This is a genomic window from Paenibacillus filicis (assembly GCF_038070315.1).
In the GTDB taxonomy this organism is placed as follows: domain Bacteria; phylum Bacillota; class Bacilli; order Paenibacillales; family NBRC-103111; genus Paenibacillus_G; species Paenibacillus_G filicis.
The window spans coordinates 783,177-809,178 of sequence record NZ_JBBPCC010000001.1 but is presented as its reverse complement, the minus strand read 5'-3'; the positions used below and the strand labels follow the sequence as shown (position 1 = coordinate 809,178).

Below are 26,002 nucleotides of genomic sequence, written 5' to 3'. Positions count from 1 at the left end.
CGGCCACTCGTAACGGGTGGTCTGATTATTTGCCATATAACACGTGTTATAAACAGGGGGGGAAACGTATGTTTTGGACAGAGGAGAAGCTGGAGCAGCGCATCAAGGAATTGGAGAAGTATCGCTATCGCGACGCCGTCGGCTTAAATGAATGGGACTATCAGGTGGATGAGGAGAAGGCTAACGGTGTGCAGCATCCGCCTGAGGGAGGGCAGTGGACGACCATTCGCCAGGGGGAGCACTGGAAGGGACGTGACCTGTATGTCTGGCTGCGCCGTCAAGTGGATATTCCGGCAGACTGGGAGGGCCGTACGCCGGTCGGCTTATTTGATTTCGGCCGCACGGGTGCAGGCAATAACTCCGGCTTTGAGTCCTTGCTTTATGTAAACGGAACGCCTTATCAGGGCGTTGATTCGAATCACTTGGAGGTTTTCTTGTCCGGGCACCAAGCCGGATCACGAATCGAACTCAGCTTCCGGATCTGGGCCGGTCTGGAGGGAGGAGGTCCCCCAACAGAGCAGGAGCACCAGTTCAAGCGGGCGGAGCTGGCCTGGCTGGATGAGGCGGCCGATGATCTGTACTATACAGGACGTGCCGTACTGCATACGTCCCGCCTGCTGGGCGAGCAGCAGCCGGAGCGTCAGGAGCTGCTGAAGACGCTGGATCGCGCCTTCCTGAGGCTGGACTGGTCTCGTCCGGGCTCAGAGACTTTCTACGCCAGTGTGCGGGACGCCCGGGATTTCCTCGCTGGGGCTGTCTCCGGCTGGGAGAAAAAGCACGCGGTTACCGTCCGCTGCATCGGCCATACGCATATCGATGTCGCCTGGCTGTGGCGGCTGACGCACACGCGGGAGAAGGCGGCCCGTTCGTTCAGTACGGTGCTGCGATTGATGGAGAAGTACCCGGATTATGTCTTTCTGCAGTCTCAGCCGCAATTGTATGCGTACATCAAGGAGGATTACCCCGAGATCTACGAGCAGATCAAGCTGCGCGTCCAGGAAGGACGCTGGGAAGCCGGAGGCGCGATGTGGCTGGAGGCGGACTGCAACCTGACGAGCGGGGAATCGCTGGTGCGCCAGATTCTGTATGGAACCCGCTTCTTCCGAGACGAATTCGGGGTGGAATGCACCTATCTCTGGCTGCCCGATGTGTTCGGATATAGCTGGGCGCTGCCGCAGATTCTCAAGAAGTCCGGCATCCGCACGTTCATGACGACGAAAATCAGCTGGAATCAGTACAACCGGATGCCGCATGATACGTTCCGCTGGCGTGGGATGGACGGCTCGGAGGTGCTGACACATTTTGTCACGACACCCGAGGTGCCGGGCTCGACGGTCTGGTGGTATACGTATAACGGTCTGATCGAGCCGTTCTCTGTCAAGGGGATCTGGGATACGTACCGCGATAAAAACGTGAACCAGGAGCTGCTCCTGTCCTATGGGTACGGGGACGGCGGCGGGGGTGTCAACCGCGATATGCTGGAGATGCGCCGCAGGCTGGATCAGATGCCAGGCTTGCCGCAAGTCACGACAGGGCGGGCGGATGAGTATTTCGATAGCTTGCATGACACGGTAAACGCCACGGATCAATATGTGCATACCTGGGATGGCGAGTTGTATCTGGAATACCACCGGGGCACGTATACGAGCCAGGCGTATAACAAACGGACCAACCGTAAGCTGGAGCTGCTGTACCGGGAGTCTGAGTGGCTGCAGACGCTGGGCAGTGTTGCCGGGGGAACCTGGCAGTCTTACCCGCAGAGCAAGCTGCATCAGGGCTGGCAGATTATTCTGCGCAATCAGTTCCACGACATTATCCCAGGCTCATCGATTACGGAGGTGTACGAGGATTGCCGTGTGGAGTACGCAGAGGCCGAGCGTCTCGGTCGCGAGGCTTGGGAGGCTGCTGCTGTCCGTCTCGCAGATGAAGATGGCATTTCGACAGACGGAGCCTCAGCAGCCTGGACAATCTTCAACAGCGCGTCATTTGCCCGCACAGAGGCGGTGCGTATCCGGGCCTCGGCGGGTCATGACGGCTCAGGGAGCTGGCAGACGTCGGATGGCCACACGCTGCAGGCGGATTGGCAGGACGGAAAGTGGCTGATTCGCGTGGAGGACATTCCTGCGCTATCCGGCCTGACGATTCGCTGGACGGAAGCGCAGGACACAGCGGCTACCGGAGCTTTGGGTGGAGCTGAGGCGTCCGAGTCTTCCGAACTGCTCCCTGCAAGCAACTGCTCGCCCTTTACATTTACCGTATCGGAACTGACGACCCCGCACTATGTGCTGGCATGGAACGAAGCGGGGCAGTTGACCCGGATTTACGACAAGGCGGCTGACCGCGAGGTGTTGGAAGCCGGCAAGCACGGCAATGTGCTCCAGGTATTCGAGGATAAGCCGAAGATGTTCGAGGCGTGGGATATCGATTTATTTTATCAGGAGAAGCAGCGGGAGATCGGCGAGCTGCAAGCGGTGGAGCTGGTGGAGAACGGCTTGCTGCGGGCGGTGGTCCGTTTTACCTGGACGTACATGGATTCCAGCATTCGTCAGGAGCTTATCGTCTATGCGGACAGCAAGCGGATTGATTTTGCCACCGAGGTGGATTGGCACGAACGCCAGCAGCTGCTCAAGGTCGCATTCCCGGTATCGGTCCGTTCCACGGAGGCGACCTATGATATCCAGTTCGGCAATGTGAAGCGTCCGACGCATTGGAACACGAGCTGGGACTATGCACGCTTCGAGACCGTGGGCCACCAGTGGGTGGATCTCTCGGAGCGCGGGTATGGCGTCAGCCTGCTCAACGATTGCAAATACGGGCATGACATCAAGGACAACGCGATCCGGCTGTCGCTGATCAAGTCGGCGATAGAGCCAGACACGCAGGCGGATCAAGGGACGCATACATTTACGTATGCGCTGCTGCCTCATCAGGGGGACTGGGTGGAGGGCCGTACCGTTCAGGAGGCCTGGTCGTTGAACAATCCGCTCACGCTGGCTGCGGGTGCTTCGGCCATATCGCTCCAGTCACTGCTGAAGCTGGACGCGGAGCATGTATTCATCGATGCGGTGAAGAAGGCTGAAGACAGCGAGCGTCTGATCGTGCGTCTGCACGAATACACGGGTGCGCGTGGCAAGGTTCGTCTGACCAGCGACTTCCGCCTGCTGTCCTGGCAGGAGACGGATCTGCTGGAGCGGCCGGTGTCGGAGGAACAGCAAGGTGCGGAGGTAAGCTTCGACATCAAGCCCTATGAAATCAAGACATTTCTGCTGGATCTCCAGCGTTAAACCAAACTCCATCGTATAGGGAAACATGGCGGATTCCGGCGAATGCTGGACTCCGCCTGTTTGCATCAGAAGCAGATATATACCGAGCTTTAACAGAGACGGGGTGTGAAACGGAGAACGCTAATGCTATACTGACTGTCACAGGTATCCAGCGTAAGAGCGCGAGAAGGCCCGGTTACCCGGCCTGAGAAGGAGAATATTCAGTGCATATACGGGTTCAGGAATCCGGATTTCATCAGGAAATCACGGTGTACGATACAACCGATTGGTATGGCGAGAAGGGGAGCTTTCGGGTGCTGCAATTTGCCAATGGGGATACGCAAGGGGCTATAGATTTAAATCATCCGGAGCGTATGCTATTTGAATATCCGAGGACTATGATTCATCTGCTGAAGCATAATGTCCCTGAATCCGAAGACGTCTTTATTATCGGACATGGAATCGGCACTATTGCTGGACATCTGACGGGAAAACGGTGCAAAGTAGCAGAGATTGACGCAAGAGTTGTGGAGCTAAGCCGGACATGGTTCGGCTACCGCCTGGACAATGTGACGATTGGCGATGGGCGCCGGATTCTGGAGCAAGAAAAACCGCATACGTATGACTGCGTTGTGCTGGATGCTTTCACGGAGAAGGGAACTCCCCAAACGTTGATTTCCAGGGAGTTTTTCGATATCATCCGCGATAAGCTGAACGGCCACGGCATGGTGCTGCTGAACCTGATGGGAAAAGGCGAGCATGACCCGGTCATCAACGCCGTCCATACGACCCTAAGCGAGTCGTTCTCTTATACCCGGGCATTTGTCTTACCTTCAGCCCATGCCGGCGAGATCTGCAACGTGCTTATGATCGGGAGCGGGAGACCTATCGGATGTCAGGCCAGACGCATGGCAGGCTTCCGCGAGCTGGAGCCCGGACCCGGATATGTCATAAGGGACAAGCAGCAGGAATAACTCATTTTCGATGCTTATTAGGGAAGGCATGGAGAGAAGAGAGTTGCCGGTTCCGGTCGAGCGGGTGGACAAGCTGTGGTATACTGAGTAAAAAAGATTTGGAGCGATTATCGATATGGAAGCTATCACAACAACGGACGTTGCGGCCGTGCAGCGGGGCAATGTGCTGCTCGTAGATGGCATGGCCTTGCTGTTCCGCGGATTTTATGCTAACTCGTATGGCGGCTATATCCGCAAAACGAGCGATGGAACCCCGACCAATGCAATATTCGGCTTCGTCAAGTATTTGCTGGATGCGATCAAGACGTTCAAGCCGACACATGTTATCTGCTGCTGGGATATGGGCAGCCAAACGTTCCGCACGGAGAAGTTTACGAATTACAAGGCCAACCGGCCGGATGCGCCGCTTGAGCTGATCCCGCAATTCGATCTGGTCAAGGAGGTCGTCTCCAGCTTCGGCATTCCGAATGTGGGTATAGTCGGGTATGAGGCTGATGATTGTATTGGGACGCTTTCCCGCAAGTTCGGAGCGAATCTGGGGCATGATGTGCACGTGTTGACAGGAGACCACGATATGCTTCAACTGGTGACGGATCGGGTAAAGGTCATCATCATGAAAAAGGGAGCGTCCAACTACGCTGTCTACGATCCGGCCACGCTGCTGGCCGAGAAGCAGCTCACCGCGCTCCAGTTCATTGATCTGAAGGGGCTCATCGGAGATACGAGCGATAATTACCCCGGCGTCAAGGGAATCGGCGAGAAGACAGCTGTGAAGCTGCTGCTGGAGCATGGCTCCATCGACGGCATCGTCGAGAATCTGGAGCTGCTGACGAAGTCCGTCAAGGCCAAGATCGAAGCCGATCTGGAGATGCTGCATTTGTGCCGGGAGCTGGCGACGATCTATTGCGAGGCGCCTGTGGACTGTGCGATCGAGGAAGCTGTGTGGAGCCCGGATTACCGGACGGTGCACGACAAATTCACGGAGCTCGAGTTCAACAGCCTGGTGAAGGAAATCGAGCGGCTTACGGCGGTATCTTAGCCTTAGAAGTATGATGCAGGCGTCATTCTGCTGCATAGACTTATACGTTAATCAAACAGACAGGCCGTCCTGGTTCCTCTGAACCAAGGTGGCCTGTCTGTTTGATGTTCGTTGGGCGGGTACGCCTCGCGTGCTGCCTCTCCGGTTAAGCTCTCCGCTCTACGGGCTGCTCCTTCTCCCGGCGAAAATGTCCGGCCTCCGGCCTGGAAAGTCCGAGATGGTCGCGCAGAGTATGCCCCGTGTATTCGGTACGGAACAGACCGCGCTGCTGCAGGATCGGCACGACCTTGTCAACGAAGTCGTTCAGATGGACAGGCAGCACCGGCGGCATAATATTGAACCCGTCGCAGGCGCGTTCTTGGAACCACTCCTCCATCGTATCCGCGAGCTGCTCTGGGGTTCCGATGAACTGCCGGTGCCCTCTCGCCCCGATCAGGCGCCGGCCGATCTGACGGATGGACAACTGCTCACCTCTAGCCATATCCATGACCAGCTTGACCCGGCTCTTCATGCCGTTGGACGCCTCTACCGGATCAGGAATATCTGGCAGTTCTCCATCGAGCGGATACGGCCTCAGGTCAAAGTTCAACATCTGGGACAGTCCCGGCAGGATGACACTATCCGGGATTAGTTCCTCCAGCTCCCGGTACTTGAGCCAAGCTTCCTCCTCGGTATCCCCGATAATCGGCGCCAGACCCGGCATGATCTTCAAGCTGTCCGGGGACCTGCCGTTGGCGGCCAGCCTGTCGTGCACCTCGCGGTAAAAGAGCTGCGCCGCCTCCAGCGATTGCTGCGCCGTGAAGATGACCTCCCCGTAGTTGGCGGCGAAGTCCTGTCCAGGGCCCGAGGAGCCGGCCTGGATCAGGACCGGATAGCCCTGCGGAGGGCGTGGCACATTGAGCGGCCCCCGCGTGCTGTACCATTGTCCGGCGAAGTCTATGGGCTTTACTTTGGCCTCATCGGCGAAAAGTCCGGCCTGCTTGTCGATGACGAGGGCGTCATCCTGCCAGCTGTCCCAGAGGGAGGTTACGGCACTGACGAACTCCCGGGCCATTTCATAGCGGAGCCCGTGCTCGGGATGATGGGAACGTCCGTAGTTGTACGCTTCGATGTCGAGCTGTGAGGTGACGATGTTCCACCCGGCCCGGCCCTCGCTGAGGAAGTCCAGCGTAGCCATCTTGCGGGCGACATTGTACGGCTCGTTGTAGGTCGTGGACACGGTGGCCGTGAGCCCGATCCTCTCCGTCACTGTGGATAGAGCGGATAGCAGGGCGACTGGCTCCAGCATACCGGCTGCCGCCTGGCCGACATTCTGCACATACAGCAGATCGGCGAAAAAAATCATATCCAGCTTGCCCCGCTCCGCCGTCTGTGCCAGCTCGCGGTACAGCTTGAAATCAAACAAGTCTCTAGCGCGGGATTCGGGATGGCGCCAGCCGACCTGATGGTGTCCGGCGTAATAAATAAAAGCTCCCAAGTGGAGCTGATCGGAACGCTTCATAGGCTTGAGCCTGCCTTTCGTGGGCTTGGAATCGGGGGCTAGAGCCCCCGGTAGGTGTTCTGCCAGTGGAGCCACCGTCTTTCGAGCAGGCGGACGGACGAATCCGACAGCTTGCCGATCAAGGCGAACAGGATAATGCCGACAAAGATGACCGGCGTATTGGAGAACGTGCGGGCATCCTGAATCATATACCCGATGCCTGCGCTGGCAGCCATCATCTCGGCTACGACGAGCAGCAGCCAGGAGACGCCGAGCGAGAGCCGAATGCCGAGCAGAAGCTGCGGAAGCGCCGCAGGCAGAATCAGCTTGACGGCACGCTGCCAGACGGAATATTCGAAGATCAGGGATACCTCGTACAGCTTACGGTCGAGACTGCGTATGCCCAAGAACGTATGCACGTACACGGGGAAGAAGGAGCCGAGTGAGATCAGCAGAATCTTGGAAAACTCGCCGATGCCGAACCACAGGATGAATAGCGGGATAACCGACAGAAGCGGAACCGCCCGCAGCATCTGCAGCGACGGGTCCAGTGTCCGCTCAACAAGCTTGCCGAGCCCGGCGAACATCCCGAGCAGCAGCCCGAGCGCTCCTCCGAGCAGAAAGCCTAGTCCGGCCCGCCAGGCGCTAATCGCAAGATGACGGTACAGCTCGCCGCTCGCGCAGAGCTCGACAAAGCTGGCCGCTATGCTGAGCGGCGTTGGCAGCGCAGACGGGGACAGCAGTCCCGCGGAGCCTGCGGCTTGCCAGACGGCTGTGACGGCTGCAGGCACGATCCAGCCATGCAGGGGCGCAGGGATGTGATGCAGCCAGCCCTGCTGCAGCAGAAGCGGCTTGCTTGGAAGCGGCACAGCCTGTGTCTTCATGACCAGCCCTCCCCCTTGTAGCTGTCCTGCCAGCGCAGTAGTCTGCGCTCCAGCAGCCGGATCAGCGAGTCTGTGAGCTTCCCGACGAGCGCAAAAACGATAATGCCTGCGAAGACTACTGACGTAATGGAAAAGTAGCGCGCGTCGTTGATTAGGAAGCCGATGCCGGAGCTGGAGCCCATCATTTCGGCGACGACAAGGCCGAGCCAGGCGACGACGACCGACAGGCGGATGCCGAGAAAAATGTTGGGCATCGCTGCAGGCAGAACCAGCTTCGTAATGAGCTGGCGGCGGCTGAACTGCAGCACCCGGGCGACGTCGAACAGCTGGTTGTCGACCGAGCGGATGCCTAGAAACGTATTGACATACAAAGGGAAAAACGCACCCTTGGCAATCAGCAGAATCTTCATGGATTCCCCGAAGCCGAACCATAGGATGAAGAGCGGAGCTATCGCCAGATGAGGCAGCGTACGCAGCATCTGCAGCGACGGATCGAGCAGCCGCTCCGTGCGGAGGGAGAACCCGACCAAGAGACCCAGCAGGAGCCCGAGACCGCCGCCAAGCAGGAAGCCGAGCAAAGCGCGCCAGAGGGAGATGCCGACATCGCGCAGCAGCTCGCCGGACAAGGTCAGGTGGACGAGCTCCTGCAGGATCACGAGCGGTGTCGGAAGCAGCACCGGGTTCAGCATATCCATCGCGCCTGCGATCTGCCAGACCGCCAGCAGGGTTGCAGGCACAAGCAGGCCGAGCGCGATGTTGGCTCCGTGCACCGAGAGGAGCCTGGAGGCTCCGGCGTCTCGCAGGCGGCTCATTTCTTAGGTTCCTGAGCAGCCTGCTTCAGCGCTTCCTCGAGGTACTGGTTATGAACGATTTTCGAGACATCGACTTGCTTGCGGATATTTTGGATCGAATACTGGAAGTCCGCCGTCTTCTGAAGCTCGGCGATAACCTCCTTGGTGACCGGAATGTTGACATTGGGCGAACGCTTATAGATCGCTTCGATCAGAGCGGCCGGCGCCTTGTTTTCCCCGGCATACTTCTCATAGGCTTCCTTCGTATGTTCCGCTTCCCAGACCCGTGTCTGCTCCAGTACCTTTAAGTACAAAGTAACCAGCTCCGGATACTTGTCAGCGAACTGCTGGCGAACGATATAGAAGCTGGGAGAAAGCACGCCGAGCTTCGCGCCGTCAGCGAGTACGGTGGCTTTGCCTGTCAACGTATTCAGCGTTATGCTCGGATCCCACGTGGCCCAGGCATCCACCTTGCCGGCTTCGAAGGCAGGCTGCGCTTCGTCCGGCTGAAGCTGGATAATCTCCAGCTCGGAGGCCTTCAGACCGGCCTGCTCCAGTCCCCGGTACAGGAAATTAAAGGCATTGCTGCCCTTGGCTACGGCGACCTTCTTGCCTTTCAACTGATCGATGCTTTGGATGGCGCTGCCCTTCGGCACGATGATCGCCACATTATTCGTTCCCTCCAGCGCCTGGGAGATGATGGAGAACTTGATATCAGCTGCCTGTGCGGCGATAACCGGCATGTTGCCGAGTCCGGCGAAGTCCAGCCGGTTGGAAGCCATTGCTTCCGTCATCGGGGGCCCGCTTTGGAATTCCGCCCATTCGACCTTGACGCCTAGCTTCCCGAAGGCGTCCTCGAACCAGCCGGCGTCGCGCGCCTTGCGGAACATCCCAGAGCTGCCCTGTACACCGAGCTTCACGGTGAGTCCTGCGTATTTGTCGGCTCCACCGGCCTGGCTAACGCCGGTTCCCGGAGCGGCTGTCGGGCTGGCGCAGCCGGAGACCAAGATAGATAAACCGATAAGCCCGGCCAGCAACACGTTCATTTTTCTCATGAATCCATAGCTCCTTTTCATTAAAACAATTATTCTTACCTTCTTAGTTGGTTTAAGGGTAAAAAAAGAAGATTCAACGGACAGCCCTGACGACGGGCACGTTAAATCTCCAGTTATCTGGTCGATCACATGTCGTATGAATCGCATTTAACAAAATGAATATGTATTCGTTTTGTTGTCTTGAAGTCATTCTACCTACGACGGCCTGTCGTTGTCAAATGTTTTTTGCATGCGTGTTTTTAGCTTCAAACAGGCGGACAATGTCGTCCGGGTTCACCGGGACGGGAATCACATAGCCGGGCGCTTGCTGGAGCGTCAGCCCCTGGATCAAGCTAACGAAGTAGAGGGCTAGCTGCAGCGGATCGCCGTTCAGAATCTGCCCGCTTCGCTGGCCCTGGCGCATGATGTCGGCCACTGGCTCCAGATTGGCGGTGAAGCGGTCGGTGACCGCCTGACGGATGTCAGCAGGTACCATTTCATTTGTCCGGACGGTTTGCAGGATGATGGTGAACGCCCAATTCGTTTCCAGTGCGAGCCACTCGGCACACATTCTACGCAGCTTAAGGAGAGGATCTTCGTCCAGTTCGGCCAGCAGGGTCACGCTGATGCCGTATTCGGTCTGAGCCCGGCGCAGCAGCTCGCTGAACAGCTCGTCCTTGGAGCTGAAATACGTATACACATTGCCGACGGACAGCCCCGCGGCCTTGGCGATATCCTGGATGCTCGTCAGGCCGATTCCTCTCTTGGCGATGACCTGCAGGGCAGAATCTAACAGCAGCTTCTTGCGCTGCTCGCGCAGCTGCTGATCTCTTTCCGGATTTCTCGGCATAGGGATGCCTCCTTTCTCAGCAAGCAGTGGAACTAGGGGGCCCACAAGTGCTTACTTGCGCATTTCGAAAAATTCACAGCCGTTCCGCGAATGATAGGTCAAGTCGCTGACACCGGATTGAATCACTACGGTATCGTCACTGAAACGGATAATCAGTCCGCCATAATCAATGACATGATCGTCCTTAAACACACGGATACGCCTCTGGCTATCTAACGCTTCCTGAAAGTCCTGATCAGTAATCAGGCGCCTGTTCTGGGCCACGGGATACAACTCCTTCTTGGGGGCGATGGATGGTGCACAACTCAGGGTTCTTCGTTAAGAAGTGTACCCGATGAAGGGCCCGGGAGCAATGTGATAGAGGATGAGGTGGGGAACAGCGGTAATCGGGCCCGGATAGGGGGAGGCCGAGCATAGGGTGACGTGACTGTATCTGATGCACCCATGGTGTCCTCGGGTAGCCTGCATGAGAGCCTGCCTGCAATCTGAGCTTGCATATAGCCGCAGGTGAGGATGGCGATGTATAATGTGGGCAAACGAGCGTCCGGCGGCAACCCTGCAGGAACAGCTGCAAGGCCGGGACGCCGCATCCCGAGGAGGAACCCCACAGTATGGAGCAGCGCTATGTCAAAGAAACCCGATGTTACAAGACGAACCGTGTATTCCCTACGGACGTGAATAACCACAATACCCTGTTCGGCGGCAAGCTGATGGCTTATATCGACGATATCGCCTCCATCGCCGCGTATAAGCATTGCCGGTGCAGCGTCGTCACCGCATCGACCGACTCGGTCGACTTTCTGACGCCGATCCGGCCTACGGATTCGGTCTGCTTCGAATCCTTCGTCACTTGGACGGGCCGCAGCTCCATGGAGGTGTTCGTGAAGGTGATCAAGGAGGACCTGCGTACCGGGGAACGGGATATTGCCGCTACCTCGTTCCTGACCTTCGTTGCGCTCGATGAGCAGAACCGTCCGGTGACGGTGCCTGCCGTTGTGCCGGAGACGGCCGAGGAAATCCGCCTGCATGAAACGGCCGAGCATCGCTCGGAGATGCGCAGGCAGCGCAGAGAGCAGAGCAAGAAGTTCGCCGATGTGCTGACGACCAAATTTGCCTGGGAATAGGGATACCGCGCACCCAAAGAAAACCATAGACGAGCCAAAGAACCCACCACGCCGGGCGACGGCCTATGCGGTATAATCGAAGCGGCCGCGCTAAGTGGGTCTGGCGGTTTTTCATCCTAAGCGAAAGGCGTGTGCGAAGATGAGCAATATCAATGTCTGGGAAAACGCCGAGCCCGGCGTCAAGCGTAAAATATTCGAGCCAGGAGCCGGCATCATGATGATGGAGGTTCATTTCGAGGAAGGGGCGGAGGGCTATCAGCACAGCCATCCCCATGAGCAGCTATCTTACCTGCTGGAGGGCAAGCTGGAATTCACGATAGATGGCGAATCCAAGGTGATCGTGGCAGGGGAGACGATCTATATTCCTAGCGGAGCCCGCCACGGCTGCCGTGCGCTGGCACCGAGCAAGCTGCTCGATACGTTTACGCCGGTGCGTGAGGACCTGGTGAAGCGCTAGCCGTTTGTTGCGGACCGGTTGTCCAATAAAAAAACGTTTCACCCTATCCGGAAAGCCGGATAGGGTGAAACGTTTTTTTGCCGTCGGTGCAAGTGCAGAGCACGGACTCTGCTCCTACCCCTAAATGTCTGTAAAGTGGATCGGCCCTAGAATCGCGCTCAGAAACTCGCCCAGCTCTGCCGCTTCTTCCTCGGAAAGCTTGTAGGCGTGCTCGAGATAGCCCTCGGCCTCCAGATCGTCGGGACCGAGCACAGCCGTGCGGCCGCTCTGCATATCGGTGACGAGCTTCTTGCCGTAGAAGCGGTTGGTCGTCGTAATCGCGAGGTCGAAGCGGCGCATCGTATCGCCCACGAAGCAGACGAAGCGGGTCTTGGTTTCTTCCGAGCCGTCATATAAATAATCGAATTCCGTCATATCAGGGTTCACCGCTTTCTTTGTCCATCGTCCATCTGTCACACGCATTATACCAGATTTGCCCGTATAGCGGCAAAAGGCTTGGAAAATAGGGCTTGCGGTCCGATTTTCCGGCCAAGCTGTTCGTTCCCATTTCGGAAGAAACATGGTACAATCGGAAAAGCGAATAAATAGTCAACCGATCGTCTATCGAGATAGACAACTATATCGGAAGCAATTGATAGAAACGGAGGCTTACACCCGAGATGGCCAAAACAAAGATGAGAAGTGACATGATCAAAAAAGGCTTCGACCGCGCACCGCACCGCAGCTTGCTGCGTGCCGCAGGAGTCAAGGAAGAAGATTTCGATAAGCCGTTTATTGCGGTTTGTAACTCTTATATCGACATCGTGCCGGGCCACGTGCATCTGCAAGAATTCGGTAAGCTGGTGAAAGAAGCGATCCGTGAAGCGGGCGGTGTACCGTTTGAGTTCAACACGATTGGTGTCGACGACGGTATCGCGATGGGCCATATCGGCATGCGTTACTCGCTGCCAAGCCGCGAGATTATCGCGGATTCCCTCGAGACGGTCGTATCCGCGCACTGGTTCGACGGTATGGTTTGTATCCCGAACTGTGACAAGATCACACCGGGCATGATGATGGGCGCGCTGCGCGTCAATATCCCTACGCTGTTCGTCAGCGGCGGACCGATGAAAGCCGGTAAAACGAGCGACGGACGTTCGATTTCCCTGTCCTCCGTATTCGAAGGCGTCGGTGCTTTCCAGGCCGGCAAGATCGACGAGAAGGGCCTGCAAGAGCTGGAGCAATACGGATGTCCGACATGCGGTTCCTGTTCCGGTATGTTCACGGCCAACTCGATGAACTGCCTCGCCGAAGGTCTCGGACTCGCTATGCCGGGCAACGGCACGATTCTCGCCGTCGCTCCTGAGCGCAGAGATTTCGTAAAACAATCTGCTACGCAACTGATGGAACTGATCAAGCTGGACATCAAGCCGCGTGATATCGTGACGATCGAAGCGATCGACAACGCTTTCGCTCTGGACATGGCGATGGGCGGCTCGACCAATACTGTGCTGCATACGCTGGCGCTGGCGCATGAAGCAGGCTTTGAATACCCGATCGAACGGATCAATGAAGTGGCCAAGCGTGTTCCTCATCTGGCCAAGATTGCTCCGGCTTCCGATTATCATATTGAAGATGTACACAATGCGGGCGGCGTAAGCGCGATTCTGAACGAATTGCTCAAAAAGCCGGGCGCTATCGACGGAACCCGCATCACAGTAACGGGCAAGACACTGGCTGAGAACGTAGCTGGCTGCGAGATCTTGAACAAGGATGTTATTCATCCGCTCGACAACCCGCATTCCGAAGAAGGCGGTCTTGCGGTTCTGTTCGGCAACCTGGCTCCTAACGGTTCGATCATCAAGGTCGGCGCGGTGGACAAGTCGGTCGGCGGCTACCACAAAGGTCCTGCGATCTGCTTCGATTCCCAGGAAACGGCGCTTGAAGGCATCGCGAACGGCAAGGTTAAAGAAGGCCATGTCGTTGTTATCCGCTACGAAGGTCCGAAGGGCGGTCCGGGTATGCCGGAAATGCTCGCTCCGACATCGCAAATCGTCGGTATGGGTCTGGGCGCGAAGGTCGGTCTGATCACCGATGGTCGCTTCTCCGGAGCATCCCGCGGAATCAGCATCGGACACATCTCGCCGGAAGCGGCTGAGGGCGGACCGATCGCTTTCGTCGAGGACGGCGATATCATCGAGCTGGACCTCAAAAACCGCACGATTCAGCTGGAAATCAGCGATGAAGAAATGGAAAAGCGCAAAGCCAACTGGAAGGGCTTCGAGCCGAAGGTGAAGACGGGCTATCTGGCCCGCTACTCCAAGCTTGTAACCTCCGCCAGCACAGGCGGCGTAATGAAAGTATAATAAGGTTTCCTGGAAAGCCGTTTCGGGGTTTTAACCCTGAAACGGCTTTTTGTATTTGGAGAATGAGAATCAAGCATGAGATTAACGGTTTTATATTGAATGAGAACATATGTTTGTGTATAATAGAGTTATTAGAGCATAAACCTGGAAGTTATCTCAAGTATATGTATGCCAGAGTAAGTGGTATAATTAGGAGGAACGGAGTGGCGTTTGATGATCGAATTGCTGGACCCCCGGGTGGACTTTGTATTCAAGCGGATTTTCGGCAGCGAGCGAAATAAGGATGTGCTGCTGGCGTTTCTTAACAGTACCTTTCTGGAGGCGGGTGAGCCTCCGCTAAGCGAAATCTTATTAGTGAATACATTTACGGACAAGGACAGCCCGGCAGATAAGCAATCAATCCTGGATATCAAGGCCCAAACTTCGGAAGGCAAGCTGATCAATATCGAAATGCAATTGTTTAACCCGTATAATATGGAGAAGCGGACCCTCTTTTACTGGAGTGAGATGTACTATCACCAGATCAACAAGGGCGATAATTACAATCTGCTTAAAAAATGCGTGACCATTAATATAGTTAATTATTCATGCTTGCCTCATGACCGCTATCACAGTGTATTTCATTTGAGGGAAGATCATACATTCATTCCATTAATCGATGATATCGAGGTTCATGTGATGGAGCTACCCAAGCTTCAGGAGCACGCGGTTCCCGTCGAGGGAGGTTTGGTGAACTGGCTGCTGTTCTTGAAGGGTGTGGACAAATCAAGCTGGGAGGCGTTGAAGGTGAACGAGCCAATGCTGAAGAAGGCCATGGATACCCTGGAGTTTCTGAGTCAGGACGAAGCCACGTGGCTGGCTTATCAGGCCCGCATGAAGGCGCTGCGAGATGAGGTGTCCCGGACTGAAGGAGCTAGGGAAGAAGGCTTAGTCAAGGGCCGGGCCGAGGGAGTCACTCAGGGAAAAACGGAAACGGCTGCTAACTTATTGGCGATGGGAATCGACATCCAGACAATCAGCAAGGCTACAGGCCTAACGGAAGCCGAGATTCGAGCCCTACGTTCATAGCCATGAGATTCTAACGAATGATAGTCCGCTTCTCGTGAGGAAGCGGACTTCATGTATCCAGGTGGTCGCCCTAGGGATGAACATGGGACATGCTATTCTGTCCGATTGTCCTTTTCCTCGTCATCATGCATGGGATGGTCCCCGGGATATTCTCGAGGCAGGCCTGCATGCAGCTCGCGGTTCTCGTAAGTGAACCGATTCTGAGTCCGTTGATCCTCCCTCCACGGACTGCTTTTGCCGAGCGATTCGGTGAGCAGGTCACTCCCATAGGGCCCTTCTGGGAACTCTTCCGCGGTCAGGTCATTGCGTGCGGACTCAACCGTCTTGAGATCGGTGTATTTCCGCTCCGGTGCTTCATCTACAAAGCCTTTTCTTGCATCATTGGATTCTGTCATGAACGGTTGCTCCTTCCTAGCTGCAGTGTCTCATAGGTTTCATGGTCTTAATGTAACCGATAAGGCAGGGAGCTATCCGGCAGAACATAGAGCGGAGTCGGGGTAGTCCATTGACGACGCGGATTCATCTATGGTAGTATGGAAATAATTTCAAACGCATAACATTGAGGAGGCACCTCTTTTCCCCGTTCGGGGAAGAGTGGTGCTTTTTTTGCGTTTGATAATACCAATCTCAGCACACAGGAGGGTTACGGATGAATCTGTTATTTCTGAACAGCATGGAGAGGGTTGACGAAGCCGGAGGCGTAAGCACAGGTCAGGTGTCCATTGGCGAGGAACAGGGCCTCTGGCAGATTATGTGGACTGAAGCTCAAGGGGATGGAGGAGACAAGCAGCAGGAGCTCTGGTATGAGGGTGTCCAATGGGAGGATATGTTGAAGTCGTTCCGGGAGCATGTATTCGCCAAGCAATGCGAGGGGTTCAAGCCGTTGCTTGACATGAAGGTGAGCGAACTTGATTATATGGATGAGCGCTCGGCTTATACCCAGCTTCTTCATTTCTATAGCGAACGAAACACGGATGAAGTGCTCTATGAGGCACTGCGGCAGTGGAGGCTCAAGCAGGCTGCCCAGGAGGGCAAAGCCCCGTTTATTGTGGCGACCAACCGGCTGCTGAAAATGATCAGTACCTTTGTTCCGCATACGGAGGATGAGCTTCGTCAGCTTCCAGGTATGGGCAAGAGCAGAACGGAGCGGTTCGGCAAAGAGATTCTGGCGATGACTGTGCAGACGGAACGAACCACGGCATTCCCGCTGGATTGGGTGGAGTCGCGAGTCGACCCCGCAGAGATGAACGGATGGCTGTTGGAGGAGAAGGAGCGTAAACGCCGAGCAGAACTACAAAAATCCGAGAGCAGGCAGAAGCTGCTCGAGGGGATTGCCCGTGGGGAAATGCTGGATGAGCTTCAAGCATCTCTGCAGGTTCAACGCAGGGAGCTGATCGGCTGGATTGAGGATCTCGACCGGCAAGGCTATGATTTGATTCCTTATGTTGATCTGGTCTTGGACCTGATTCCTGCCGCAGAACGTGAGCAGGCCTGGCAAGCCTTCGAGCAGCAGGGCGATCGTTACCTGAAGCCGGTGTTGCAGAAGGTTATCAAGCTGGAAGGTCTGACGCCAAAGGAAACCGAGCATGCGTATGAATGGCTTCGCTTGTTAAGATTGAAGTTCAGGCAGGAAACGCGTGTCCGTCAGGACGAGGAGGCTAGCTAGAAGAGAGGAGGAGGAAAGAAGAAAGGCAAGAAAGTCCAAACAAAAAGACTGGCTCAGAGCCAGTCTTTTTTACGGAAAAAGAATAACATAGAAAGGCCTAAGATGATCATCGTTACGACGACAATCAAGCCGCCGTAAGGTACATGAAGTCCTGGAATATAATCGAAATTCATGCCATAGATACCGGTAATGAAGGTGAGCGGCATGAAGATCGTTGTTAGTGCGGTAAACACGCGCATTATTTCATTGGCCCGGCTCGCCAGACTCGACTGGTAGGCCTCACGTAAGTTGCCCATCAGATCGCGGAACGTATCAAAGGTTTCGGATATTTTCACGGCGTTCTCGAAGATGTCGCCAAAATATTTGCGAAGCGGCTCGCTGATCAGCTTGAGATCCTTTTTGTTCAGCGTGTTAAGTACTTCCTTCTGAGGCACGAGCACCTTTTTCAGCCACAAAATTTCACTGCGAAGCCCGATGATTTCATTCAAATGCGATTTTTTGGTGTGCATCAGAATGTCTTCTTCCAGTTTCTCAATCTTGGCCTCGATCCGGTCGCCGACGATCGTATAGTTATCGACGATCAGGTCCATCAGGTGATACAGAAACTGATCCGGAGCCGTAACTTCCTCTTCCCACAGAATGGGCTTTAACGAGCGGATCTCATTAATTTTCTGCCGGGTGATCGTAATGATATAATGCTTGCCGAGAAATATATTCAATGCGCGCAGAAAGATTTCTTCATCATCGAACCGGATGCTGTTCACCACGACGAAATAATGCGTGTCATACAGCTCAATCTTCGGACGCTGCTCTTCTTCCGTCAGCACATCCTCGACGGCGAGTTCGTGGAGATGAAACAGAGGCTGGAGTAATTCCAAGTCCTCCGGTTCTGCATCGATCCAATAAAATCCATGATGCGGCGCTTCAACTGTTTGTGTAATATCATCAACAAGTGTAAAAATTCCGTCCTGAACTAAGCGTGCCTTCATAGTTCCACCCCTTTGTAGTTAACGAGCGGAACGCCGTGCAGCCGCAGCTATCGAGCGTGAAGCCACAAGGCAAATTCAGGGTTTTGACGACACCTGCAAGGGCCGGGCGGGCAGAAAACGGGCAGACGGCAGCCGGGTTCCGATCAAGGTATTCAATTGTTGTCCTGAATGATTGGAACGACTTATCGGGTCTCCGTCCATTCGAAGCTGCACCCCTTTTAAGCAGAAGTTTGTCGAATACTTGTCTAGTATACCCCTTCGATTTTCAGAATACAATCACTTTGTATATGAAAAATTCCTTGTTACAGCTTATGATCAGGCTGCTGGTTTGGTGCAGGATGCCGCTTGACGCGTCCGGCTTTTTCGATTACAGTAGTATTACCAAAAGTGTTACAAAACCAATTGAATAGATTCGGTTTCACACTCTTATCAAGAGCAGGTTGAGGGACTAGCCCGATGATACCCGGCAACCGACATATCTTCACGAACAGCAGCCCCAGTGGCGGCTTTCGCGGATGTATATGCACGGTGCTAATTCTTGCGGAGTTCTCGAATGGTTTATTTCGCCATGCGAGGGTTCTGACAGATGAGAGAGGACGATGTATTATACAAAGGCCTTTCTCTCGTGCGTGCGAAGAAGGTCTTTTTCGTTTGTCCATGGGGCAGCGGGGGCCGACTCCTGCACAGAGTGCGAGACATTTCGAATCCTGACAAGAAAAGGAGTGAACCCCATGCCTATCAAGATTCCGGACCATCTGCCCGCCAAAGAAGTGCTCGTCAACGAGAATATTTTCGTCATGGACGAGAGCGTAGCGTTCCAGCAGGACATTCGTCCGCTTCGGATCGCCATCCTGAACCTGATGCCGACGAAGGAAACGACGGAAACCCAACTGCTTCGTCTGGTTGGAAATACGCCGCTGCAGGTCGAGTTCGTGCTGCTGCATCCGAAGACGCATGTTTCCAAAAATACGTCGGTCGAGCATCTGCAGCAGTTCTATAAAACGTTCGACGACATCAAGTACGAGCGGATGGACGGTATGATTATTACTGGTGCCCCGGTCGAAACGATGGACTTCGAAGATGTGAACTACTGGAACGAGCTTCGCGAGATCATGGAGTGGAGCAAGACGAACGTCACCTCGACGCTTCATATATGCTGGGCCGCGCAGGCGGGGCTTTACCACCACTTCGATATTCCGAAATACGGGCTGAGCGAGAAAATATTCGGTGTGTATCCGCATACGGTGACGACTCCGAACGTCAAGCTGCTCCGCGGCTTCGACGAGCTGTTCCAGGCTCCCCAATCGCGCCATACCGAGGTGCGCCGCGAAGATATCGAGGCTGTACAGGAGCTGGAGATCTTGTCCGAATCGGATGAAGCCGGCGTTTATATCGTAGCTACACGCGACGGGCGGCAAATCTTCGTGACCGGACATTCAGAGTACGATGCGTGTACCTTGAAGGCGGAATATGACCGCGACATCAACAAGGGCATGGAGATCGCTGTACCGAAAAATTATTACCCGAACAACGATCCGTCCAGACCGCCGCTGAACACTTGGCGCGCTCATGCGAACCTGTTATTTTCCAACTGGCTGAACTATTATGTATATCAGGAGACACCTTACGATCTATACAAGGGGGATTATGTCATATGAGTTCGCAAGACAACCGAGAGCAATTGAAAATTGAGAGCCGGCTGGCTCAAATCGGTTCGGTGGAGGAGCCGGTAACCGGAGCGGTCAGCTTCCCGATCTACCAGGCAACGGCCTTCCGCCACCCGCAGCTCGGGAAAAGCACGGGCTTCGACTATGCGAGAACGAAAAGCCCGACACGCAAGGTGCTGGAGGATGCCATCGCCCAGCTGGAGTCCGGTGATGCCGGCTTCGCCTGCAGCTCCGGCATGGCGGCGCTTCAGACAATTTTCGCCAAGTTTGGACAGGGCGATCATCTGATTGTGTCTCTAGACCTGTATGGCGGGACATACCGTCTCATCGAGAAAGTGATGTCCCGGTACGGCGTAACGGCTTCTTACGTGGACACGAACGACCTGGACGGCATCGAAGCACTGGCTCAGCCGAACACGAAGGCGATCGTCATCGAGACGCCGACCAACCCGCTGATGATGATTACGGACATCGAGAAGGTGTGTACATGGGCCCGGTCCAAGGGCATCCTCTCCATTGTCGACAATACGCTGCTGACGCCGTTCTTCCAGCGTCCGATTGAGCTCGGAGCGGATATTGTTGTTCATAGCGCGACGAAGTACCTCGGGGGACATAACGACGTACTGGCCGGGCTGATCGTGACCAAGGGCAAGGAACTCTCGGAAGAAATTGCGTTCCTGCACAATTCAATCGGCGCGGTATTGAATCCTCAGGACAGCTGGCTGCTGATGCGCGGCATGAAGACGCTGGCGATCCGGATGGAGCGGCATCAGCACAACGCGACGCGGATGGCGGAGTATTTGCTGCAGCACCCGGACGTAGAGTCCGTCTACTATCCTGCGCTCCCGTCGCATCCGGGCTATGATGTGCAGAACCGTCAGTCGTCCGGCAACACGGGGATCTTTTCCTTCAAAATGAAGGATGCCCGCTACATCGAACCGATCCTGCGTCACATTCGCCTGATCGCCTTCGCCGAAAGTCTGGGCGGTGTCGAGTCGCTGATGACATACCCGGCTGTGCAGACGCACGCCGATATTCCCGAAGAAATCCGCCGTAAGGTCGGCGTGGATGAGAAGCTGCTCCGCTACTCCGTCGGCATCGAGCATATCGAGGATCTGATCGCAGACCTCTCTAGAGCTATCGAGCTCGCTAAGCAGGAAATTGAGGAGGGGGTCACGCTGCATGGGTAATTCCGAAAACCGCAAGTTTGCCACAAAGCTCATTCACTTCGGGGCAGAGATTGACAAGCAGACGGGCGCTTCCAGCGTGCCTCTGTATCAGGCTTCGACGTTCCATCAGGCTTCGCTGGACGAGCCGCCGGAGTATGACTACACCCGTTCCGGCAATCCGACTCGTCAGGCTTTGGAGGATTACATTGCGCTGCTTGAAGGCGGCGTACGCGGTTTTGCCTTCGCATCGGGGATGGCCGCTATCTCGGGCGCATTCATGCTGTTGTCGGCTGGCGATCATGTCATCTGCACAGAGGATGTATACGGAGGCACTTATCGGCTGCTCACTACGATTCTGACCCGGATGAATATCGAGACGACATTCGTCGATATGACCGATCTGGACAAGGTCAAGGCGGCGCTTCAGCCGAACACGAAGGCGATCTTCATCGAGACGCCGTCTAATCCGACTCTGAAGATCACGGACGTTGCCGCAGTCACTGCATGGGCCAAGGAGCATGAGCTGTTGACCATGCTCGATAATACGTTCATGACGCCGTATCATCAGCGTCCGATCGAGCTGGGCGTGGATATTGTGCTGCATAGCGCGACCAAGTTTCTGGGCGGCCACAGCGATGTAACGGCAGGACTGGCCGTAGCGGCTACGGATAGCCTGGGACACCGTCTGAAGCAAATCCAGAACGGGCTTGGCACCATCCTGGGCGTACAGGATTCTTGGCTGCTGATGCGAGGCATGAAGACGCTGAAGGCCCGCATGGAAGCGCATGAGACTAGTGCGCGCAAGCTTGCGGACTGGCTGTCGGCCCATCCGGCGGTCACGGCTGTGTATTATCCGGGTCTGCCCAATCATCCGGGGCGTGAGATTCATGAGAAGCAGTCGCTTGGATACGGAGCGGTCGTTTCCTTTGATACAGGCTCTGGGGAGAAAGCCAAGCAGCTCCTCTCCAAGGTGAAGATCCCTCTGGTGGCTGTAAGTCTTGGTGCCGTGGAGAGCATTCTGTCCTATCCGGCAATGATGTCACATGCGGCCATGCCGCGTGAGGTACGTCATGAGCGTGGAATAACGGACGGACTTGTCCGTTATTCGGTAGGCTTGGAAGACATTGAGGACATCCTCGAAGATTTGGATCAGGCACTCCGATCCTAATTGTCGAACCGTTGCGGCTCTAGGGCTGCAGCGGTTTTCTTTTTGGGAAATCGGACCCTGTTCACTTTCAAGAACTCGTGCTATGATGGATTTTAATGACATTCTGCGACGGAATAGGGGAGAAGCTATGAGACTTTCGTTCTCGGGCAGCGATTGGGTACAAAGAATCAAAATGATTTGCCGACTGCCATTCTCCAACCACTCACTTCGGTTTTTTCCCCCGGAATTTGTTTTCCGTGATCCTGTTCTTTCCTTAATTAAGCGTCACAGAAAAACAGGAAATTCCTGCGCTTTGATTCTACTGCATCTGGAAAATTACCATCATCTCTTCGCGTCAGCCTCCTACGAGTCGATTGTGGCTCTGCAGCAGCGCATCAGGCACACGCTATTAACCATATTGCCTACCTACTTCAGGCCTTCTGATCTTATCGGCGTCAAGCGCTGTGGAGAAGAAGAATACGGTTTGTTTGTAAAAGTTAACCCGGGAACGGGCTATGATGAACTGCAGCGAAAAAGCCTGCTGCTGCTTCGCGAGTTGGAGCGGCGCCTGCACCTGCAAGCACAAGTCGGAACCCGCAGCGAGCAGGTTAATTTCGTTGCAGGCTGCTATGTCATCGGACCTGATATCGAGAATACGGCTGCCGCGGTGCAAAGCGCCTACCACTATGCGCGTTCCATTGCGACGAAGAAATTGCCCGCTCATTTCAGCGAAGCAAGAGATCAGCTGCTGCAGATCGTCAAGCATGAGAATATCAGCGTGCTGGCGCAGCCGATCATGAACTTATCGAGTGGTGAAATCTTCGGCTGGGAGATCTTGACCCGAGGCCCGCTGAACACGCCTTTTCACACGCCTGCCGAGCTGTTTGATCTCGCCTATCAGGCTGACTTGCTTAGCAAGATGGAGTTCGTTGTGATTAAGAAGGCGTTTCGGGAAATTTCGGAACGATGTATCCGTGAGCAGGTCTTTCTGAACGTCACCCCGGTTTCTCTGGGGCACCCGTTGTTCTTGAATCATTTGCTGGACATGCTACGCTTGTATCCGGGGGTGAAGGCCTCGCAGATCGTACTGGAGATTACAGAGCGCCACGCGATCCGGGACTTTGAACATCTGGGTGCGATCATGAAGGCGTTCCGGGCACATGGCTTCCGGTTTGCTGTAGACGATGCCGGAGCAGGGTATTCCAGTCTTCAGTCCATCTCCGAGCTGATTCCCGATATGATCAAGATCGACCGTTCGGTCATCTCCAATATCGATCAGATGTCCGTGAAGCAGTCGCTGCTGAAGGCACTTCTGCATGTGGCCGAGCATATTAACTGCGAAGTGATCGCCGAAGGCGTCGAGCGCGAGGAAGAAGCAAACACGCTGGTTGATATGCGCGTCAACATGGTACAAGGCTTTTACTTTGCCCGGCCCCAGCCGCTTGTTCCCGATCAGGAACGGGTGCAGCAGCTCAAGCTGATGCAGGAAAAGCTGGAGCATCACCGCAGGGTACGGCCAGCCTAAACAAATAGTAGTCCGTTGACGTAACTATGTCGACGGGCTTTTTTCGTCTGGACGGCACAACGGGAATGAGGCATCTGCCCCTGGTTTGAAAGTTTTATTAACAATCTGTGATCAACGTACATACGTTCTTGTTCATTGGGCTTTAGTTATAGCGAAATACGTGCGTTTTATGGTAGGATGGAGAGGATAAAGGAGATGATCTGCGATGAGTTCCGTCGACCGGATTTTGGAACAAGCGCTTGCCGGCAACCGGTTGAGCGTCGAGGATTGCGTAGCGTTATATGAATCAGATCAGATTGAAAAAATGGGCCACGTTGCCAACCAGATGATGCTTAAGTATCATCCAGACCCGATTACGACCTTCGTGATCGGACGCAATGTGAATTATACGAATATTTGCGATGTGTACTGCCGCTTCTGTGCTTTTTACCGTGCGCCAGGATCAAAGGAAGGCTACGTGCTGCCGGACGAGACGATCTTCCAGAAAATTCAGGAAACGCTCGATGTGAAGGGAACAGAGATTCTGATGCAGGGCGGGACGAATCCCGATCTGCCATTCACGTATTATACGAATATTCTGCGTGAGATCAAGAAGCGGTTCCCGCAAATCACGATGCATTCCTTCTCCCCTGCGGAGATCATGAAAATGAAGGAAGTATCCGAGGGTCTGTCGCTGGAAGAAGTCGTGCGTGCGCTGCATGAGGCGGGTCTGGATTCGCTGCCTGGAGGCGGCGCCGAGATTCTGGACGACCGGACACGCCGGAAAATCAGCCGGAAAAAGGGCTCATGGACCGAGTGGATGGACGTCATGAAGACGGCTCACCGTATCGGGATGAATACGACGGCTACGATGGTCATCGGCTTCGGCGAGACCTACGAGGAGCGGGCGATGCACTTGCTGCGCATCCGCGAGGCGCAGGATGAATGTATCCGTGCAGGGCATCCATCGGAAGGCTTCCTGGCCTTTATCTCCTGGACCTTCCAGCCGGACAATACGAATCTGAAGGCCGAGAAGCTGGGCGCTGAGGATTATCTGAAGAATGTAGCGATCAGCCGGATTATGCTGGATAATATCAAGAACTTCCAGTCGTCCTGGGTCACGATGGGACCAGAGGTCGGCAAGCAATCGCTGCACTTCGGCTGCAATGACTTCGGCTCGACGATGATTGAGGAGAACGTAGTCTCTGCGGCAGGCACGACACATAAGGTCAACATCGGATCGACGCTTGATTTGATCCGCGCGGCGGGCAAGATTCCTGCGCAGCGCAATACCCGCTACGAGATTTTGCGAGTGTTTGACGATGTGAATGCGAAGGTCGAGCATGATTTTGTGATGCAGAATTAAATCTAAATTGAAATAGCGACGCTTGGCCGTCATGAATCCCTTTCAGGATTTCTGACAGCCAAGCGTTTCTTAATATGGAAACCTTGGGCCGGACGCATGCGTTAAGCTACACAGCCGCATATGTTATACGGTACTTGAGATCTTCTTTCCTGTTGATGAGAGATTGGAGGGACCCCTCTCTCCTTACCCTGCTACGCTATTAAACTTATAGACTTAAGGAGCGCTCCATTTATGAAAACACATCAAGGAACCATACATATCGACGGTTTTGAACTGGGCTACCGCATCGAAGGAGAAGGCTTGCCGGTTCTGATTGTGGGAAGCTCCGTGTACTATCCCCGGCTTTTTTCTAAAGCCTTGCGGAGTAAGCTTCAATTGATTTTCATTGATCATCGGGGCTTTGTTCCTGCGCCGCGTGAGTTGGAGCCGGAGGATTATTTGCTGGGCCAGATCGTCTCTGACATCGAAACGATGAGGGAGCGGCTTGGAATTGAGGATTTTGTCATTCTGGGCCACTCGGGGCATGCATTTCTTGCTGCCGAATACGCCAGACAGTACCCTGGACAGGTCAGAAAAGTTGTTCTGATGAACTCGGCGCCTTCAAATCGTCAGGAAAGGCAGCAGCAGAGCTTTGCGTATTTCGATGAAACTGCCAGTCTGGGCAGAAAAAAGAAGTTTGAAGAAGATATAGCGGGTTTGGCTGCTGAACTAGAGAGGGAGCCGGAGCGACGGTTTGCCCATCTGCTGGTACGTATGGGGGCACATAGCTTTTACGATTATGAGTTTGATGCATCTCGGATGTGGGACGGAGTCTATACGAATATGCCGGTTATTGATCATCTATGGGGCGAGGCCTTTGCACAGCTTGACCTGCTGGACATGCTGGCGGATATTCACCAGCCAGTGCTCCTAGGTCTGGGAGCATACGATTATCTAGTGGCCCCCACTTCTTTGTGGGATACAGTCGAAGAGCGACATCCGCATGTGACAAAGGTTATTTTCCGGCAAAGCGGCCATAATCCGATGTTCGAGGAGCCGGAGCTGACGGACTCCATCCTTCTCGATTGGGTCGTACCCGCCGAATGAATGGATTCGGTGTTGTAATAAAATTAAAATAGCTGCCCTTCCGGCCTTCCTGGCCAGACAGGCAGCTATCTTGTTCATGTGGAGAGCTATAGCCCTCCA

23 protein-coding genes and 1 riboswitch are annotated in these 26,002 nt (G+C 54.8%); of the genes, 14 read left to right on the top strand and 9 right to left on the bottom strand.

The features are described 5' to 3' along the window. Positions 1 to 68 precede the first annotated feature (68 nt). The 3 genes from WMW72_RS03690 (at position 69) to WMW72_RS03680 (ending at position 5,276) form a co-directional block, all read left to right on the top strand. Complete coding sequence (locus WMW72_RS03690; protein ID WP_341414045.1) at positions 69 to 3,284, top strand: alpha-mannosidase; 3,216 nt, start codon at positions 69 to 71, stop codon at positions 3,282 to 3,284. 203 nt (positions 3,285 to 3,487) lie between these two features. Then, the gene (locus tag WMW72_RS03685; protein WP_341414044.1) at positions 3,488 to 4,237 is read left to right on the top strand and encodes a spermidine synthase; all 750 of its coding nucleotides are present in this window, start codon (positions 3,488 to 3,490) and stop codon (positions 4,235 to 4,237) included. 115 nt (positions 4,238 to 4,352) lie between these two features. Continuing rightward, a complete protein-coding gene (locus WMW72_RS03680; protein ID WP_341414043.1) occupies positions 4,353 to 5,276 on the top strand; it encodes a 5'-3' exonuclease in 924 nt (307 codons plus the stop codon). A 145-nt stretch (positions 5,277 to 5,421) separates the two neighbouring features. On the opposite strand, the gene WMW72_RS03675 is transcribed toward WMW72_RS03680, so the two are convergent. The 6 genes from WMW72_RS03675 to WMW72_RS03650 all read right to left on the bottom strand — a co-directional run bounded on the left by WMW72_RS03675 (position 5,422) and on the right by WMW72_RS03650 (position 10,579). Beyond that, positions 5,422 to 6,777 (bottom strand): LLM class flavin-dependent oxidoreductase, encoded by a 1,356-nt coding sequence (locus tag WMW72_RS03675; protein WP_341414042.1) that lies wholly within the window; start codon positions 6,775 to 6,777, stop codon positions 5,422 to 5,424. A gap of 38 nt (positions 6,778 to 6,815) precedes the next feature. After that, a complete protein-coding gene (locus WMW72_RS03670; RefSeq protein WP_341414041.1) occupies positions 6,816 to 7,640 on the bottom strand; it encodes an ABC transporter permease subunit in 825 nt (274 codons plus the stop codon). Then, complete coding sequence (locus tag WMW72_RS03665) at positions 7,637 to 8,452, bottom strand: ABC transporter permease (RefSeq protein ID WP_341414040.1); 816 nt, start codon at positions 8,450 to 8,452, stop codon at positions 7,637 to 7,639. The genes WMW72_RS03670 and WMW72_RS03665 overlap by 4 nt, the downstream gene beginning before the upstream one ends. After that, complete coding sequence (locus tag WMW72_RS03660; RefSeq protein WP_341414039.1) at positions 8,449 to 9,486, bottom strand: aliphatic sulfonate ABC transporter substrate-binding protein; 1,038 nt, start codon at positions 9,484 to 9,486, stop codon at positions 8,449 to 8,451. Before WMW72_RS03660 ends, WMW72_RS03665 begins: the two co-directional genes overlap by 4 nt. Before the next feature lie 214 nt (positions 9,487 to 9,700). Next, positions 9,701 to 10,315, bottom strand: a complete 615-nt coding sequence (locus WMW72_RS03655) for a TetR/AcrR family transcriptional regulator (RefSeq protein ID WP_341414038.1) — start codon at positions 10,313 to 10,315, stop codon at positions 9,701 to 9,703. Between the two features lie 51 nt (positions 10,316 to 10,366). After that, a complete protein-coding gene (locus tag WMW72_RS03650; protein ID WP_341414037.1) occupies positions 10,367 to 10,579 on the bottom strand; it encodes a hypothetical protein in 213 nt (70 codons plus the stop codon). Between the two features lie 347 nt (positions 10,580 to 10,926). Between WMW72_RS03650 and WMW72_RS03645 the strand changes: the two genes are divergently transcribed. Together WMW72_RS03645 and WMW72_RS03640 are read left to right on the top strand one after the other, a co-directional pair. Continuing rightward, positions 10,927 to 11,439 carry an acyl-CoA thioesterase gene (locus WMW72_RS03645; protein WP_341414036.1) on the top strand — a complete coding sequence of 171 codons (513 nt, stop codon included), beginning with the start codon at positions 10,927 to 10,929 and terminating at the stop codon, positions 11,437 to 11,439. Positions 11,440 to 11,578: 139 nt separating this feature from the next. Beyond that, entirely contained in the window at positions 11,579 to 11,896 is a 318-nt protein-coding gene (locus WMW72_RS03640) for a cupin domain-containing protein (protein ID WP_341414035.1), read from the top strand. Positions 11,897 to 12,016: 120 nt separating this feature from the next. On the opposite strand, the gene WMW72_RS03635 is transcribed toward WMW72_RS03640, so the two are convergent. Beyond that, positions 12,017 to 12,310, bottom strand: a complete 294-nt coding sequence (locus WMW72_RS03635) for a DUF3055 domain-containing protein (RefSeq protein WP_341414101.1) — start codon at positions 12,308 to 12,310, stop codon at positions 12,017 to 12,019. Positions 12,311 to 12,555: 245 nt separating this feature from the next. On the opposite strand from WMW72_RS03635, the gene ilvD reads away from it, so the two are divergent. Beyond that, positions 12,556 to 14,241 (top strand): dihydroxy-acid dehydratase, encoded by a 1,686-nt coding sequence (gene ilvD, locus WMW72_RS03630; RefSeq protein ID WP_341414034.1) that lies wholly within the window; start codon positions 12,556 to 12,558, stop codon positions 14,239 to 14,241. A 213-nt stretch (positions 14,242 to 14,454) separates the two neighbouring features. After that, positions 14,455 to 15,309 carry an Rpn family recombination-promoting nuclease/putative transposase gene (locus tag WMW72_RS03625; RefSeq protein ID WP_341414100.1) on the top strand — a complete coding sequence of 285 codons (855 nt, stop codon included), beginning with the start codon at positions 14,455 to 14,457 and terminating at the stop codon, positions 15,307 to 15,309. Positions 15,310 to 15,401: 92 nt separating this feature from the next. Here WMW72_RS03625 and WMW72_RS03620 read toward each other — a convergent pair whose 3' ends face one another. Beyond that, positions 15,402 to 15,704 carry a hypothetical protein gene (locus WMW72_RS03620; RefSeq protein WP_341414033.1) on the bottom strand — a complete coding sequence of 101 codons (303 nt, stop codon included), beginning with the start codon at positions 15,702 to 15,704 and terminating at the stop codon, positions 15,402 to 15,404. Between the two features lie 254 nt (positions 15,705 to 15,958). Between WMW72_RS03620 and WMW72_RS03615 the strand changes: the two genes are divergently transcribed. Beyond that, positions 15,959 to 16,975 (top strand): HRDC domain-containing protein, encoded by a 1,017-nt coding sequence (locus WMW72_RS03615; protein WP_341414032.1) that lies wholly within the window; start codon positions 15,959 to 15,961, stop codon positions 16,973 to 16,975. A 53-nt stretch (positions 16,976 to 17,028) separates the two neighbouring features. Here the strand turns inward: WMW72_RS03615 and corA are convergent, their stop codons facing one another. Then, positions 17,029 to 17,964, bottom strand: coding sequence for a magnesium/cobalt transporter CorA (gene corA / locus WMW72_RS03610; protein WP_341414031.1), 936 nt, complete (start codon positions 17,962 to 17,964; stop codon positions 17,029 to 17,031). A gap of 423 nt (positions 17,965 to 18,387) precedes the next feature. Continuing rightward, a riboswitch (SAM riboswitch) is annotated at positions 18,388 to 18,557 on the top strand. A 138-nt stretch (positions 18,558 to 18,695) separates the two neighbouring features. On the opposite strand from corA, the gene metA reads away from it, so the two are divergent. The 6 genes from metA (at position 18,696) to WMW72_RS03580 (ending at position 25,903) form a co-directional block, all read left to right on the top strand. After that, the gene (gene metA / locus WMW72_RS03605) at positions 18,696 to 19,622 is read left to right on the top strand and encodes a homoserine O-acetyltransferase MetA (RefSeq protein ID WP_341414030.1); all 927 of its coding nucleotides are present in this window, start codon (positions 18,696 to 18,698) and stop codon (positions 19,620 to 19,622) included. After that, entirely contained in the window at positions 19,619 to 20,821 is a 1,203-nt protein-coding gene (locus tag WMW72_RS03600) for an aminotransferase class I/II-fold pyridoxal phosphate-dependent enzyme (RefSeq protein ID WP_341414029.1), read from the top strand. Before metA ends, WMW72_RS03600 begins: the two co-directional genes overlap by 4 nt. Further along, a complete protein-coding gene (locus tag WMW72_RS03595) occupies positions 20,814 to 21,968 on the top strand; it encodes a trans-sulfuration enzyme family protein (protein ID WP_341414028.1) in 1,155 nt (384 codons plus the stop codon). The genes WMW72_RS03600 and WMW72_RS03595 overlap by 8 nt, the downstream gene beginning before the upstream one ends. Positions 21,969 to 22,260: 292 nt before the next feature. Next, positions 22,261 to 23,472: an EAL domain-containing protein gene (locus WMW72_RS03590; protein ID WP_341414027.1), complete on the top strand. Its 1,212-nt coding sequence runs from the start codon at positions 22,261 to 22,263 to the stop codon at positions 23,470 to 23,472. Between the two features lie 205 nt (positions 23,473 to 23,677). After that, entirely contained in the window at positions 23,678 to 24,817 is a 1,140-nt protein-coding gene (gene mqnC, locus WMW72_RS03585; RefSeq protein ID WP_341414026.1) for a cyclic dehypoxanthinyl futalosine synthase, read from the top strand. A 231-nt stretch (positions 24,818 to 25,048) separates the two neighbouring features. Then, entirely contained in the window at positions 25,049 to 25,903 is an 855-nt protein-coding gene (locus WMW72_RS03580; RefSeq protein WP_341414025.1) for an alpha/beta fold hydrolase, read from the top strand. The last annotated feature ends 99 nt before the right edge of the window (positions 25,904 to 26,002 follow it).

Coding starts and splice junctions, on each gene's coding strand:
- WMW72_RS03690 (WP_341414045.1), top strand. CDS start 69: ATGTTTTGGACAGAGGAGAAGCTGGAGCAGCGCATCAAGGAATTGGAG.
- WMW72_RS03680 (WP_341414043.1), top strand. CDS start 4,353: ATGGAAGCTATCACAACAACGGACGTTGCGGCCGTGCAGCGGGGCAAT.
- WMW72_RS03675 (WP_341414042.1), bottom strand. CDS start 6,777: ATGAAGCGTTCCGATCAGCTCCACTTGGGAGCTTTTATTTATTACGCC.
- WMW72_RS03670 (WP_341414041.1), bottom strand. CDS start 7,640: ATGAAGACACAGGCTGTGCCGCTTCCAAGCAAGCCGCTTCTGCTGCAG.
- WMW72_RS03665 (WP_341414040.1), bottom strand. CDS start 8,452: ATGAGCCGCCTGCGAGACGCCGGAGCCTCCAGGCTCCTCTCGGTGCAC.
- WMW72_RS03660 (WP_341414039.1), bottom strand. CDS start 9,486: ATGAGAAAAATGAACGTGTTGCTGGCCGGGCTTATCGGTTTATCTATC.
- WMW72_RS03655 (WP_341414038.1), bottom strand. CDS start 10,315: ATGCCGAGAAATCCGGAAAGAGATCAGCAGCTGCGCGAGCAGCGCAAG.
- WMW72_RS03645 (WP_341414036.1), top strand. CDS start 10,927: ATGGAGCAGCGCTATGTCAAAGAAACCCGATGTTACAAGACGAACCGT.
- WMW72_RS03640 (WP_341414035.1), top strand. CDS start 11,579: ATGAGCAATATCAATGTCTGGGAAAACGCCGAGCCCGGCGTCAAGCGT.
- WMW72_RS03635 (WP_341414101.1), bottom strand. CDS start 12,310: ATGACGGAATTCGATTATTTATATGACGGCTCGGAAGAAACCAAGACC.
- ilvD (WP_341414034.1), top strand. CDS start 12,556: ATGGCCAAAACAAAGATGAGAAGTGACATGATCAAAAAAGGCTTCGAC.
- WMW72_RS03625 (WP_341414100.1), top strand. CDS start 14,455: ATGATCGAATTGCTGGACCCCCGGGTGGACTTTGTATTCAAGCGGATT.
- WMW72_RS03620 (WP_341414033.1), bottom strand. CDS start 15,704: ATGACAGAATCCAATGATGCAAGAAAAGGCTTTGTAGATGAAGCACCG.
- WMW72_RS03615 (WP_341414032.1), top strand. CDS start 15,959: ATGAATCTGTTATTTCTGAACAGCATGGAGAGGGTTGACGAAGCCGGA.
- corA (WP_341414031.1), bottom strand. CDS start 17,964: ATGAAGGCACGCTTAGTTCAGGACGGAATTTTTACACTTGTTGATGAT.
- metA (WP_341414030.1), top strand. CDS start 18,696: ATGCCTATCAAGATTCCGGACCATCTGCCCGCCAAAGAAGTGCTCGTC.
- WMW72_RS03600 (WP_341414029.1), top strand. CDS start 19,619: ATGAGTTCGCAAGACAACCGAGAGCAATTGAAAATTGAGAGCCGGCTG.
- WMW72_RS03595 (WP_341414028.1), top strand. CDS start 20,814: ATGGGTAATTCCGAAAACCGCAAGTTTGCCACAAAGCTCATTCACTTC.
- mqnC (WP_341414026.1), top strand. CDS start 23,678: ATGAGTTCCGTCGACCGGATTTTGGAACAAGCGCTTGCCGGCAACCGG.
- WMW72_RS03580 (WP_341414025.1), top strand. CDS start 25,049: ATGAAAACACATCAAGGAACCATACATATCGACGGTTTTGAACTGGGC.